Annotated in this window: 9 protein-coding genes and 1 tRNA gene; 3 read left to right on the top strand and 7 right to left on the bottom strand. The window is 41.5% G+C overall.

The annotated features are described in order from the left end of the window. Positions 1–23 precede the first annotated feature (23 nt). Positions 24–194, top strand: a complete 171-nt coding sequence (locus BSHG_RS21415; RefSeq protein ID WP_005784522.1) for a DUF362 domain-containing protein — start codon at positions 24–26, stop codon at positions 192–194. Between the two features lie 82 nt (positions 195–276). Here BSHG_RS21415 and BSHG_RS14700 read toward each other — a convergent pair whose 3' ends face one another. The 5 genes from BSHG_RS14700 to BSHG_RS14720 form a co-directional block, all read right to left on the bottom strand. Then, entirely contained in the window at positions 277–3,012 is a 2,736-nt protein-coding gene (locus BSHG_RS14700) for a glycoside hydrolase family 78 protein (protein WP_008658379.1), read from the bottom strand. 129 nt (positions 3,013–3,141) lie between these two features. Then, positions 3,142–4,335: a pyridoxal phosphate-dependent aminotransferase gene (locus BSHG_RS14705; protein ID WP_005796424.1), complete on the bottom strand. Its 1,194-nt coding sequence runs from the start codon at positions 4,333–4,335 to the stop codon at positions 3,142–3,144. 82 nt (positions 4,336–4,417) lie between these two features. Next, positions 4,418–5,632, bottom strand: a complete 1,215-nt coding sequence (locus BSHG_RS14710) for a bifunctional 3,4-dihydroxy-2-butanone-4-phosphate synthase/GTP cyclohydrolase II (RefSeq protein WP_005784515.1) — start codon at positions 5,630–5,632, stop codon at positions 4,418–4,420. A gap of 4 nt (positions 5,633–5,636) precedes the next feature. Next, on the bottom strand, positions 5,637–7,547 hold the full coding sequence (locus BSHG_RS14715; RefSeq protein WP_005801540.1) for an LptF/LptG family permease: 1,911 nt from the start codon (positions 7,545–7,547) through the stop codon (positions 5,637–5,639). A gap of 76 nt (positions 7,548–7,623) precedes the next feature. Continuing rightward, positions 7,624–8,010: an START-like domain-containing protein gene (locus BSHG_RS14720; RefSeq protein WP_008658377.1), complete on the bottom strand. Its 387-nt coding sequence runs from the start codon at positions 8,008–8,010 to the stop codon at positions 7,624–7,626. Between the two features lie 224 nt (positions 8,011–8,234). Between BSHG_RS14720 and BSHG_RS14725 the strand changes: the two genes are divergently transcribed. Next, positions 8,235–8,308: transfer RNA gene (locus BSHG_RS14725), tRNA-Met, on the top strand. Between the two features lie 576 nt (positions 8,309–8,884). Beyond that, positions 8,885–9,541: a lipocalin family protein gene (locus BSHG_RS14730; RefSeq protein WP_005784511.1), complete on the top strand. Its 657-nt coding sequence runs from the start codon at positions 8,885–8,887 to the stop codon at positions 9,539–9,541. A gap of 955 nt (positions 9,542–10,496) precedes the next feature. Here the strand turns inward: BSHG_RS14730 and BSHG_RS14735 are convergent. Together BSHG_RS14735 and BSHG_RS14740 are read right to left on the bottom strand one after the other, a co-directional pair. Further along, positions 10,497–11,252, bottom strand: coding sequence for a NigD-like protein (locus BSHG_RS14735; protein WP_005784510.1), 756 nt, complete (start codon positions 11,250–11,252; stop codon positions 10,497–10,499). A 105-nt stretch (positions 11,253–11,357) separates the two neighbouring features. Beyond that, a complete protein-coding gene (locus BSHG_RS14740; RefSeq protein WP_008658376.1) occupies positions 11,358–14,306 on the bottom strand; it encodes a glycosyl hydrolase 115 family protein in 2,949 nt (982 codons plus the stop codon). Positions 14,307–14,390 lie beyond the last annotated feature (84 nt).

Below are 14,390 nucleotides of genomic sequence, written 5' to 3'. Positions count from 1 at the left end.
TAATAATTAAAATATCAAACAAAATGGCTTACGTAATTAGTGAAGATTGTATTGCTTGCGGAACTTGTATTGACGAGTGTCCGGTTGGCGCTATCTCTGAAGGTGATATTTACTCAATTGATCCTGAGCAGTGTACAGATTGTGGTACTTGCGCAGATGTATGTCCTTCTGAAGCAATTCACCCAGCTGAATAATACAATCCCCAACAACAAAGATAAAGGCTGCCTTCCTAATGGAAAGCAGCCTTTATTTATTTCTTTTCAGACGTTTGGCAAATTATAACCGCGTCTTCAATCGATAACTTCCCGAAGGAAAACTAAAGACAGCATAACTACCTTCCATCCGGAGAAAAGTCCCCCCCTCTCCGACGATCCGCTTCTTTTCTTTCGGATCAATACTTTTATCTGCTACCGGCACATAAACCAAAGCAGAAGTATTGCACGGCACCGAGATATCCCAACAGAACGAACCGTCCTCTTTTTTCCAATGACTTCTCACCTCACCGTAGATAGAGTGAAACGAAGTATTCACAAAATCGAGGCCATCTACCGGGTAAGGCTTTAGCTGTATCTGTTTAAAACCGACACTCCCGGGAGCATTGCTGATACCTCCCAGATAGCCATATGCCCATACAATCAGATCGCCCAACAGCATCACATGGTTGGCAGAATTCATAGCCGGGTCAGCTGTATTACCATTCCACAGCTCCCAGATTGTGGTTGCTCCATTATCTACCATATATCCCCAACTCGGATAAGTCCGGTTAGTCGCTATCCGATAGGCGAGGTCAATTCTTCCATAATCCGATAGTCCGCGCATCAACTGCTGGATACCGACCAGGCCGGTACTGACATGCCCATTGAAATCTTTCATTGTTTTCTCAACTATATTCCGGAACACGACTTCCTTATAAGCCTTAGGAACCATGCCGAACCGCAGGGAAAGGATATTTGCAGTAACTGTATTGTTGCTATAATACCCCAATTCCGTATGAAGGTATTTTGAATTAAAAGCTTCTTTAACCAGTTCACTCTCTTTCCGAAAATCTTCAGCATCCTGCGGATAACCGGCCAACGCTGCAAACCGTACCATCAAATTGGACAAATAATAATAAAAGGTTGTTCCCAGCACCGCAGCTTCCGTGATACGTGAAGGATCTTTAGAGTGGATCAGTTCGGGAGATTCGGGAGGCATACACCAGTCTCCAAAATTATCTTTCGTCATAATATGATCTACCATATACTTATCTTTCATATAACGCATCCACTTCTTCATCGAAGGATAATGTTTGATGATGGGTTGTTTATCGCCAAACTGATCATAAAGCATATTTGCTATGATTAAATAGGCACCGGGCCAGGTCATATTGTCAGTGCAAACGTCCCAGTAGTTAGGAGCCACATCGGGTACAGCTCCATTTTCTTTCTGCGCCTGTTCAATATCATCGAGCCATTTGGCGTAAAGAAGATGATTATTAAAAATATAACTTTCTCCTTGCGAACCAACCGCACGGTCACCCAGCCACCCCATACGTTCGTCACGCTGCGGACAGTCGGTAGGCATGCCGCGATAATTACCACGTATACCCCAATAAGCGTTCTTGTAAATCCGGTTGATCATCGGGTCGGAGGTTTCCAGATTACCCGTAGTCTCCATTTCATCATAAATCACTTGTCCCTCGAAGTCGGATAGAGAAGGTTTTTCCCTGAAACCCGTCAATTCAACAAAACGAAATCCATGATAAGTAAAAATCGGTTGCCACTCTTCCATAGAATTTCCCTTTAAGATATAGGTATCTGCCGAATGTGCCGTTCGCAGATTTGCCGTATAAATAGAACCGTCTTTCTGCAACAACTCGGCAAAACGCAGTTTTAACGTATCGCCGGATTGCCCCTTTACTTTCATGCGAAGCCAACCGACCATATTTTGTCCCATATCCAGAATATATACTCCGGGAGCCGATTCGGTAATACCGATAGGTTTCACGGTATCCATCACTTTCATATTACGATTGAGTTGGGCCTCCAACTTTCCTCCCGGCAGGCTTACAACTTCTGCCTGAAGCCATTTCGTATCATCAAACGGATATGTATTCCATCCCGGCATCTCTTTTCTTGCATCATACTCTTCACCGTCAAACTCATTATTTGTTCCGATGGGACCTTCGGCCGTTATTTTCCAGGAAGCATCGCTCGCAATCACCCGTTTCTCTCCATCTTCATAGTATACCTCAAGTTGGGCAATCATTTTAGGTACATCAAAATGCCGCACTCCCGGCATACGCATCGAAGTATACCGTCCGTTGCCCAAGATGACACCGATGGCATTAGCTCCCTTTAATAATTGTCCGGTCACATCAAACCGATTATACTTCACCGATTTGGAATAATCCGTAGGCGTAGGAGCCAATACCTGATCTCCAATCTTCTTTCCGTTAATATAGGCCTCATAAAATCCTAATCCGCAAATGTACAGGGTAGCCTTTCTCACTTTCTTCGAGTTCAAATTGAAAGGTTTGCGCAGATAACGGGCAGGGACTCGCGTATTCCCCTCCAGTTTATCTTGTGGAAAAGCTCTCCCTATCCACACAGCCTGCCAGTCCGACGGATGCAACAGTCCCATCTCCCAACTGGCAGGTTCACTCCAAGCGGAAATACCTTTATTGGTTTTTACCCTCACTTTCCAATAACATTGGGTACGGCTATCGAGCATATCGCCGCCATACGAAATATATGCGGACTGATCGGACGCCACATCACCCGTATCCCACAAATCACCTTCTTCCCGGTTTAATTTCTCCAACGAAGTGGATACGAGGATATGGTAGGAGACTTGTCTTACATCTCTCACATCAGATAAAATCTCCCAACTCAAACGGGGAGAGGGACAATCAATGTTTTGGGGATTTACAAGCATCTCGGTTTTCAGACAGGAGATACTCACTTGAGCCTTCTTACCGGATACGGCGAGGCTCATGCTTAAGAATAAGCAGATAAAAAAAATGTTCTTCATGTGTTGTGTATATTTTGTGTTGTAATGTCTCTTTAGAGAACAGAGTATCGAAACCAAATACTCTAAAAATAAAGAAGGATGCACCTTTTCACAGATAACACCCTCCTTTTTTATCTGATTGGCTGAATCTTATTTCAACTTCGCCAATGCTTCTTTAATACGGCGAATTGCTTCAACGATATTTTCATCGCTGGTAGCATAACTCATGCGAATGCATTCAGGAGCTCCGAAAGAAGTACCGCCTACACATGCTACGTGAGCATCTTCAAGCAGATACATCGCCAGATCATCCGAATTCTCAATCTTACGGTCACCCGCTGATTTACCAAAGAAAGAACTGCATTTAGGGAACAGGTAGAAAGCACCTTCCGGTACATTTACCTCAAATCCGGGAACTTCCTTTGCCAATTTTACAATCAGGTCACGACGACGTTCGAAGGCTTGACGCATCTCCTCAACCGGAGCCTGAGAACCTGTATAAGCAGCCTCGGCAGCCTTCTGAGATACCGAACAAGGGCCTGAAGTATACTGTCCCTGAAGTTTATTGCAAGCCTTCACAATCCATTCCGGGCCGGCTATGAACCCAATTCTCCATCCGGTCATCGCATACGCCTTTGACACACCGTTAACAATCACGGTACGGTCTTTCATCTCGGGGAACTGAGCAATGCTCTGATGTTTTCCGATATAATTGATGTGTTCATAGATCTCGTCGGCAACGACTATGACTTGTGGATACTTTGCCAACACAGCAGCCAAACCAGCCAATTCTTCTTTGCTGTAAACCGAACCGGTCGGGTTAGACGGTGAGCAAAGTATCAATGCTTTGGTTTTGGGAGTAATGGCAGCTTCCAGTTGCGCAGGAGTAATTTTGAAATCCTGTTCGATACCGGCAGTCACAATCACCGGTGTACCTTCTGCCAGTTTCACCATTTCAGGATAGCTTACCCAATAAGGAGCAGGTACAATGACCTCGTCACCCGGATTCACCAACACCATAATAGTGTTACATACAGATTGTTTTGCCCCATTTGCACAAGAAATCTGAGCGGCTGTATATTCCAGACCGTTTTCTTTCTTCAGTTTCTCTACGATAGCATTACGCAAAGCCGGATAACCCGGAACCGGAGAGTAGCGAGAGAAGTTGTCATCTACCGCTTTCTTGGCAGCTTCTTTGATGTGGTCGGGAGTATTGAAGTCAGGTTCTCCCACACTGAGGTTAATTACATCAACACCCTGAGCTTTCAGCTCAGCACTTTTTTGCGACATAGCAAGAGTCGCCGAGGGCGACAAGCTGTTCAAACGGTCTGATAGTTGGTTCATTTCGTATCTATTTTATTGTTGTTGAGTGAATTTGATTGCAAAATAAACTATAATATTTGATATATGAAAGCAAATAGACAGTTTACTTATTAAAATGAAGCGTATGACCCATTCTATCTTTCTTAGTCTTCAGGTAGCGTTCATTATAAGGATTCGGCTTAATCTCAATTCCCACATTCTCGGTAATCTCTAACCCATAGGCTTCCAGACCGATACGTTTCACCGGATTGTTAGTCATCAGTTTCATCTTCTTCACTCCGATCTCACGCAAAATCTGTGCACCGACTCCATAATCACGTTCGTCGGCATCAAAACCCAAATGGAGATTGGCATCTACCGTGTCATAACCTTCTTCCTGAAGTTTATAAGCAGCAATCTTATTCATCAGGCCGATGCCACGACCTTCCTGATTCATGTAAACGATCACCCCTTTACCGGCAGCCTCAATCATTTCCATAGCTTTGTGAAGCTGTTCACCACACTCACAACGACATGAACCAAAGATATCACCCGTCATACAAGAAGAGTGCACACGCACCAGAATCGGTTCGTCTGTATCCCAGGTTCCCTTTATCAATGCAATGTGTTCCATTCCATTTGATTTCTGGCGGAAAGGTATCAGACGGAAATGCCCGAACTGTGTAGGCATATCCACTTCAACACCTCTATCGACAATAGACTCCATCTGGAGACGATAAGCAATCAGATCTTTAATGGAGATTATTTTCAATCCGAAGCGACGGGCTACTTCTACCAACTGAGGCAGACGGGCCATGGTGCCGTCTTCATTGATAATTTCGATCAATGCAGCGGCAGGATATAATCCGGCAAGCTTAGCCAGATCAACACTTGCCTCGGTATGACCTGCACGACGAAGTACCCCGCGAGAGCGGGCACGCAAAGGATTGATATGTCCCGGACGCCCCAGGTCGGCAGGTTTTGTCTTCGGATCAGCCAAAGCGCGAATAGTCATTGCACGGTCATGCATGGAAACTCCGGTTGTACACCCCTCAAGCAAGTCGACAGTAACAGTAAACGGAGTTTCGTAAATTGAAGTGTTGGACGACACCTGCATATCCAGTTCCAACTCAGCGCAACGTTCTTCTGTGATTGGAGCACAAAGTACTCCACGACCGTGAGTCAGCATGAAATTTACTTTTTCCGGAGTAATCTTCTCGGCAGCAATAATGAAATCACCTTCATTTTCACGATCTTCATCATCTACCACAATTACAAAATTACCTTCTTTGAAGTCAGCTATCGCCTCTTCAATGGTATTCAGTCTGATTGGTTCCATACTTTTATATCTTGTTTTCGTTATTAATATCTTTTATTGTCAATTCCACATCCCGGTTCAATGCGATAATCCGCTCCATGTCTTTATTCAGACGTATACGAAAAGCCCAGATCCGGAAATAAAAGAACAGACCAATAGGAATCACAATTCCTATTGCCATATTAAGCCAATAATTATGGAATGGGCGCACATGCGCATTTACAGGGATAATCGGATATTTTTCCAACTTCTGAAGTAGTATCAGTGAACGGGTATTAGACATCTCATCAACCAATGCTTCCATACGGTTGTTTATAGCGATAATTTCCTGATCTTGCCCGCCGGACATCCACAGGCTAAAATAATTGGGTGCCTTGGCCAATCGGTTCTTTTGCATATAAGCCCTACACTCCTCTGAAAGGCCATTCAAATCGAACGGAAGACGTTGATAATCCGGATCATGAATAATAACTTCCTTCTTGGACAGATGTCGGACACTACGTACCCCAAACACTCTTTTGAACCAAGAGATATATACATCCGTATTCAATACAACGGAGTCTTTATTCGATTTATAAGTCAGGAAATATCCAAGCGGAGCCAGAATGGCAGAACTCATCCACATCCCCATCCACACAATCCACTTTCCATCACGGGCCATTTTATAACCCGTGTTGTCTATTATATAGTAAATAATAAAGGTAAGTACGGAAACAATAACAGGCATTCCCAATCCACCTTTACGAATAATCCCTCCCAAAGGTGCACCAATGAAAAAGAATAAAAGACAGGATAGAGAAATCGTGATCTTCCGGTGCCATTCTATTTTATGTTTCCTTATACTGAAGTCATTCTGGGTCATCGTAAAGCTCTTAAATCCCCAGTCACTCGACAGATTCTCTGTACGCCCAACAGCTGATGCTATAATCTTCTGCTTATTCATCAACGTAGCAGCCTCAAACAGACTATCTACATTATAGTCACGAATCTGCGCTTCCTGCATTTTCAAGGTATCTTCTTTCGTCAATCCGACTGCTGTACGATAGGGTCCCTTACTTGCTTCAACAAAATACTGTCTTCCGATACTATCGGCCAATACGGTCATAGAATCGATAGATGCCTGTATTTTTATCATATCTTTGGTAGTGGACTGATTGCTCATGATGCTGGCATCAGCCATATTAAAATCTGAGTCGAACTGAATAATCGAATGCTTTTCCCGGAAAGACTCACGACGGTAAGGAACATTCTTCGAACTCATGCTCTGTGCTTTCAGATTCTCAAACATCTCGCCGCTGTACAGATGCAAGTAGAGATGCTGTTTATCAGCGGTCATTTCCAAACGTCCCGAATCAGCAACTATAATGCGAGCATTATCAAAGTTGTTGGAGAAATCATAAATGATCACATCATAAAGCATACCCGTTTTACGGTCTTTCCTTTGTACTTTCAGGTTATAACCATCTATTTCATCATAGAAAACTCCTTCGGGAATATCAACTTCAGGAGATTTCTGCTTCATCGAAATAAGCAGGGTTCCCAACTTGGCTTGCGCCTGCGGACCGATGACGTTCTGGAAATAAAAGGATACACAACAAATGGCAAAGACGAGAACAATAAGCGGGCGCATGATTTTAAGTAATGAAATCCCCGCCGCTTTCATGGCAAGCAACTCAAAACGTTCACCAAAATTACCAAACGTTATCAAAGAAGCCAACAACACTGCCAAGGGTAGTGACATCGGTACCAGACTCAACGCAGAATAAAAGAAGAATTGAGCCAGTACACTCATCTCCAACCCTTTTCCCACCAATTCGTCTACATACTTCCACAAAAACTGCATCATGAAGATGAAGAGGCAGATGAAAAATGTACCGACAAAGAGTAATAAAAAACTCTTTATTATAAAAATATCTAATCTTTTTATGCGTAGCATCTTAATAGTTTCATGCAATTAAGATACAAAATTAGCACAAAAAAAGGAGTGCGAAAAATTTTTGGTCGAAAGTTAACTAAAAACCACATGTTCTCCGTAACTTACTCACCTGAGAATCCCACAATTCCTTCAAATCATCCTCTTCATCCGCTTCAGAAAAGTCAGTAATTTCGAGCACATAGTCACCCGTCAATTCATTATAACTCATCTTAATTTCAAAATAGTCCCTTTCATTTTCGTCATCAAGCCAGTGGAAACGAATGAACGAATATGCCCGAATCGCAACAATACCAGCCTGACGCTGTTCGGTTTTGCCCCAACAAAAGGTCACCGTTTTATCATCTGATACTACTTTGTCTGCGAACCAGTCCTCCAAACCGGTAGGTGTGCTAATTGCTGACCAAAGAATATTTTTAGAGGTCGCATTCAGAAGGTATTCCAAATGTATTTTCTCTTTTTTCATAGCTTCATTCATTATTGATTGTGTGTGCCAAGATAAATACTTTTTTCTAATTACAAGGCATAATTAATTCACTTTCTTCATTACATCTCTTCTTTCCGGGTCAGGAACAGCCTGTCCATCGTACTTTCAAAGATCTTTTTTTTAAGTTAAACACAAAAAAGATAGAAAATGTTTTGGAGATTAAAAAAAAGGCTCTATCTTTGCACCCGCAATCGAGAAACAATGGCGGGATAGCTCAGCTGGTTAGAGCGCATGATTCATAATCATGAGGTCCCCGGTTCAATCCCGGGTCCCGCTACTAAAAGAAAATTAGCGTTTAGGAGGCTTCCACTCTTGGGCGCTTTTTTATTGCCACATACTCTCCTATAGTTAGATTCTTAACACAGTTATCAACATAGTTATTAACAGATATGCACCAAAGTTATTAACAGGTTAACAGATTACAATTCAATAAATTAAGTATTTTACCTCCATATCAATCAACTAGCTTTTCAAAAGGTTATCAACAAGCTGGAAAATACTCAATTTTTCCATTTCAACATTCAAAAGCATTACAAACTCCGTTGCTCACCTTATGAAATAAAAAAGTGACTAACAGATCCCAAAGAATATATTGTATATCAAAACAAAACATTTATTTTTGCATAAATCATGATGCTACAGATACTAAAAATAGAGACACATGACCAAGCTAAAAAGTGTAACAGCTTAAAATAATAAAAAGAAAAGTACTTTCAGAGAGCCATTCTTTGCGTGTCAGCAGCCGTCTGATGTAACATAGTGAACTAACCTTGAGAGTTATTTATGATATTAACCTGAAACCCAGTATAGATGTAAATATAGTATTAGGGATATAATTTAAAGAATAACAAAAATGGAGATATTTAGAAATTTAACCGTTGTCCTTGCCATAACTACCTTGGTGGCTTGTAATGATGTTACGATAGAAGGCTCTTGGGTGGAATCGGTTCCCGGAATATCTAATTTAAAACAAGGATTCACGCTTGAAGCAAACGGAAGTGCTTCTTCCATCAATATGGCCACTTTGAAATATGAGAAATGGAAGAAAGAAGGAAACTTATTACTCCTTTCCGGTATAAGCATCGGCAACCACCAAAGTATATCCTTTACAGATACACTAACAGTAGAGCAATTGACTCAGGACAGTTTGATTCTCAAAAAAGGCGAGTTGGTTTTGAGGTATTCCAAGACGAATGAAATACCAGACGAAGAAGCTATACCGACACCGGACACTCCTACCCAAAAACTTTTGTCCGTAAAAGGTAAATTGATCATCGGACATGAAACACGTTCTTTCACTTCAGAAGGGGATTCCACTGATTATTGGATTGTTGATAAAACAGGAGAACTCCTACAAAAGTATGATGGTGAAACAAAAGGAATCAAAAATGGAACACCTGTATATGTGGAATTAGAAGTTATTGATATGGGTAAATCAGACGAAGGCTTTGCCGCCGATTATGCCGGTGTTTATCATGTCATGAAAATCAATAAAATAACTGTAAAATAACATCTTACACCAAAATTGCACAAAGCATGGAAAAAAGGGGAAACAACCTAATTGTCGATAAAAAAAAGCAAATGCGTGGAACGTAAAGAAATAGAAAATCATTGATTAGTATCCAATTCATACCTACGAGTGCCTTAGGCAAATCTCAAATTCCATTAACACCCAGAAATCAGCGTTTAAGAAATTTAGACTCTTAAACGCTGTTTTATTGCCTAACATTTCCAGACACTTAATTCCCCCACGCAGTTGTCAACAAAGTTATTAACATAGTTATCAACAGATACCAACCGAAGTTATCAACAGGATAATTCACTATTGAACAATGAATTAGCAATCCAAATACAACCTACAACATCACCATGTATAGTTTCACCCTAACACATTGTTTTTTTTCAAATACACCTACACTATAGATCGCGGTTACTATATGATCTCATTCATCAAAAAGGTACTTCTCACCACGTCTTTGACCTTTAAGCAAATTACTGATAAACTAAATTCAGCATCAGGAAAAGACATATCTAAATGTATCTTGGCTTGAAACAGTCAAGGAACAACACAACAGTCGATATCCTAGAGAATTTCAACAAAGTAGTTTCCACCTCCAAACGAATGTACTAATATAACAAGTATACGGATTCGACTTCAAAAGATACAAATAAAGAAGAAGAAGTTGAACTTACAATATATTACTTATTATCAATCTGTTAACATTCTCCCTTTTGTATTTGGAAAACACCTGATTTAACAGTATGTTAAAATAAGTTCTTTAATGATAGAAAACAAGTCTTTGAGATGCTAAAGACTTGTTTTTTGCCGGTAAAAAAAGAATGAAAGAGAAATGCCATTAACAATGTTAATGAAAACAATACTGCGCTTCTATGCACTTCTGAATATTCGGAAAGTAATACGATCTCAATTCAAAAAGAATAGAAACGCAGTATGCCCAAGAAAACTATTTTAAATTTAAATTGCTCCTTACAGAAACAATGGCCGGTTTAGCCGGTGTAACGGTTTTTTGAGTACAATAATCAAATACAGCCGATTTATCTCCACTAAATGACTTCCATTTCAAAGTCAACGGAACCGTTTTTCCATTCGTATCCGGAAGTCCCACCAGTTTAAAGGCTACCAAACCATCACCAACCGTACCATATGTATCGCCATATGCATTATGGCGAAACTCAACCTCATATGGGTCAGACGGATTTTGCCCCAACAATAAATTTACAAAATGGGCTTTATTATAATCACCCCATTTTGTTCTGAATCGTAGGGTCAAATAACCATCTTCCGCAATAGTCACCCAATCGTTTACTATTTCCACGGGATCTGTTCCATAAACAACGTCATTTTCTGATCCTAAATCCGGGGCAATCGATTTCGTCAAAATACTATCTATCCAGTTCACCTGTACCGCCTTATCATATCTGCCACCAGACTCACTCACTTCATCATAATTCACCAATGCCCTGACTTCTTTATCTCCAAAAGGTGAAGAGGACATATTGGTCGGCAACAAAGTCGTGCTATCATTCAGCTGTAAGAAGAATGAACCATCAGTCGCATTTTTTACCGTAACAAGAGCATTGGGAAATCCTTCCACATAATAGTACTTATCATTGTCATCCAGACAAGACTGTAAACCGGCAGAACAAACAACTGCCACTGCAATCATAACTCCTTTATTCAAGCATGAACAGATCTTCATAATAAATTTCTTTTTTCGTTAGATATTCAAAATATGTTCTCTCTATTTATAGAAATAGAATATTCATAGAAAGCCTGCATGCAAGAATGTTAATTAAAAATAATATTAACGGCAAAGAGTTGTTTCAGGTCCTAAATATGACCTTTTGAGCCCACCCATATCAATAACGATTTTCTGAATCACAGTTCCGGGATCTCCACAGCGAATCTGCAATGTATGCTTACCAGGGGCCTTTACATAAAGAGTGGATTTATTCACTCTACAATTTTTCAGCACACTGTCATACCAGATCTGGGAATATTCTATGGCTGAAGTGGATGGAGTAGAAATAGATCCATCATCGATACGGACACTATATTTGGTATCCGAATTGGTATGCTCCGGTAGTTTATAATCCCGATCAGCATGCAAAGGGAAAGTGGGCAGCACGTAGGTATACACATCAACCATTCCAGCATTGAAAGTATAAAAATCATATTCCACTCTAGGCACCTCGGACGAACGATACATTTGTAAGGGAGCTATCGGACTTCCTATTTGCAAGGCAGCACCTTCAAAGCCCAAACCGGGAAGTACACTCATCTTGACATCTTCACTCTCAAACTTACGGTGGAAGGCTGTAGCGGGCAGAGATACGTAGCCATTTTCCTCTATGAAAAGTCCTTGTAATTCGTCGCGTACCGGAGTCTTCGGATTGAATACGGAAACAAGCACCCGTTCTTTCTGCATTCCGGAAGAGAACTCAATAAATCCTGTGACTTTCTCTCCTGATGGTACTTTATTCCAATCGATCGATACTTGGATACGATCTTCAGTACGAGTACTGCCCGACTGACGAGACAAAACGATCCACTCGTCAGAAAGTTCCGATTTCCAGTCCAACATTCCTCCCCCCTGATTATAAACATCGATCCAGTGACTTTTACGGGAGTAAGTATTGAACACGGGTAAAGCCCGGAAACTAAAACCTCCCCGATTCAATTGCTCACTTTCTACCTGAACGGCCAACTTCGGATCGCCCGTTGCCACATAACTTTCTTCCATCAATGGAAGCATAAAATAGGAACTGCTTCCATCATAATTTTGTCTTAGTGACATCATGTATTTCCATTTGCCGTCCAAGAGCGAATTATATCCGTCGGTAATAATCTCCAAACTATCGTGACAAGTCGTTGTTTCTCTCTTCAGATCATCGGCAGCAGCACGTTTCTGACGAACATATTGCCGATAAAGCTGACCGGTCATATTCATACGATTCATCAGTTCGGCCCCTTTCACCGGATAATACAACAACTGATACAGCGCCGGTTTTGCCTTTTTATCTACAGTTGCCAACATTTCCTCTGCTTTTTTACCGATCCGCCGGTACTCAGCCAAACGCCTCCCGGCTTCATTGTAATTTATAAAAGAAAACTCGGTATCGGTACGTTTTTCACCTCCACCCCAATAGTTATTCCAGTATCCCCACCCCATGTATTCCGGTTTTCTGGAAAAAGCCAAATTTATATGTGAGCAGGTAATGTCTTTCAATGTATCGTAATATTGTTCTCCGAAGATTTTTGCCAACCAACGGGCAGGATAAGTATGCACATTATTTTCGTTGAATTGGTCGATATCATAAGCCATATCGAGAAAAAACGATACTTGTGCCTCAGCCCCTTTCAGGTCTCCACAGTTTGCCAACCAGATACGGTCGGCCGTAGTATCATACGCTTTGCGAAGCTCTTCATACATTAATGCCGGAGGAGTGGTACTAAACCATAAATAGCTATGAGGTACACCGAGGTAAGAAATATGATAGTATACACCTGCACGTCCTGTACGTTTTTGTTCTTGAGGGCCACTCAAACGCTTCATATAGCCAAAATTATCATCCGCCCAGATAATGGTCACATCATCCGGCAGTTCCAATCCATTCGAGTAGATTTCCAGCACCTCTTTATAAGGGGTGAATGCCTGCGGGATAGTTTCGGCAGGCTTATCAATATGCCGGGTTAGCAGGCTTCTCTGGTCTTTCAAAGCATTCTCCAGCATTTTCACTTTCTCTTTCATCGGTACGTCTCCTCCACCCATGGCAGCATCGTGCAATCCTCTCAAGGCTAATGTGTATACATTCTCATAAGCACAATTTTCTTTCACACGATTGCCCAAAACTTCATTAATCTTATCCTTATTAGCATTATAATCCCAGGGTCCCATAGTCTTGCTATGCCACTCGCTGGCCGTATTCAACAATAAGGGTTCACAATGGCTGGAGCCCATAACAATGGCAAACGTATCTGCTACGAGCTTGTTCTCGGGAATCTGATAAAAAGCGGTAGATACGGGATGCATTGCCGGAGCCAGATGATTAGCTTTCAAACGCAGTAACAGTTCACAAATCTTCGCATAGGTACGGGGGCCAATATTACCGCGTTCTTTCTCAAAGGTCTTAGCAGCCCAGGGTTTCAGCCCCCAATCTTCATCGTTCAGGAAAATACCCCTATATTTCACGGAAGGTGTTTTAGAATATGTGGGCGGAGCATCTACATACAAAGCCTTGTGCGTTTTTACCGGGACATCACCCCACCAATACCAAGGGGATACTCCCATCATTTCGGAAATAGAGAACAGGCCATAAGCCGCTCCCCGCCGATCACTCCCTGCTATAACCAATGCTTTGGCTACTCCTGGAGAAGGGTTGTCGACAGTTTGAATCAAATACCGTTCCCAAGCACCCTGCAATGGCCGGATATCAATTTTTCCTTTTTGCGCCAATTCACAAATCCATTGATTCTTTTCAATGGTTCCGACAATAACCAGAGCTTTGGCTCTTTCCCTTTTTGGGATCAGTTCAGGCTTTTGACCGGTCACCATTTGAATATCGCGGGCAAACAATTCTGCCGATCTCTTGATAACAAGCGCATCATTCACATCGTAATAAATCTTAGCCCGTGTTTTCGCAGTAGTCAAAGCAAAACCGGTTTTACTTTTAGGAAGTCGTTCTTGTACACGAATCTGTGCATAAGAAATGCAGGCACAAAATAGTGCTGCCAATAAAAATAAATGTCTCATTTTGTGTTTATGTTAGTGTTTTTTCATTTTATGCAAAGATACGTATTCCTACTATTTTTCAAGCTTACTACAGAAACTGTTTCT

Source organism: Bacteroides sp. 3_2_5 (assembly GCF_000159855.2).
GTDB classification, from domain to species: domain Bacteria; phylum Bacteroidota; class Bacteroidia; order Bacteroidales; family Bacteroidaceae; genus Bacteroides; species Bacteroides fragilis.
Note: the sequence above shows the minus strand (reverse complement) of the source record. Positions and strands in the feature narration are given on the sequence as shown.

Coding starts and splice junctions, on each gene's coding strand:
- BSHG_RS14720 (WP_008658377.1), bottom strand. CDS start 8,010: ATGAAAAAAGAGAAAATACATTTGGAATACCTTCTGAATGCGACCTCT.
- BSHG_RS14715 (WP_005801540.1), bottom strand. CDS start 7,547: ATGCTACGCATAAAAAGATTAGATATTTTTATAATAAAGAGTTTTTTA.
- BSHG_RS14740 (WP_008658376.1), bottom strand. CDS start 14,306: ATGAGACATTTATTTTTATTGGCAGCACTATTTTGTGCCTGCATTTCT.
- BSHG_RS21415 (WP_005784522.1), top strand. CDS start 24: ATGGCTTACGTAATTAGTGAAGATTGTATTGCTTGCGGAACTTGTATT.
- BSHG_RS14710 (WP_005784515.1), bottom strand. CDS start 5,632: ATGGAACCAATCAGACTGAATACCATTGAAGAGGCGATAGCTGACTTC.
- BSHG_RS14705 (WP_005796424.1), bottom strand. CDS start 4,335: ATGAACCAACTATCAGACCGTTTGAACAGCTTGTCGCCCTCGGCGACT.
- BSHG_RS14700 (WP_008658379.1), bottom strand. CDS start 3,012: ATGAAGAACATTTTTTTTATCTGCTTATTCTTAAGCATGAGCCTCGCC.
- BSHG_RS14730 (WP_005784511.1), top strand. CDS start 8,885: ATGGAGATATTTAGAAATTTAACCGTTGTCCTTGCCATAACTACCTTG.
- BSHG_RS14735 (WP_005784510.1), bottom strand. CDS start 11,252: ATGAAGATCTGTTCATGCTTGAATAAAGGAGTTATGATTGCAGTGGCA.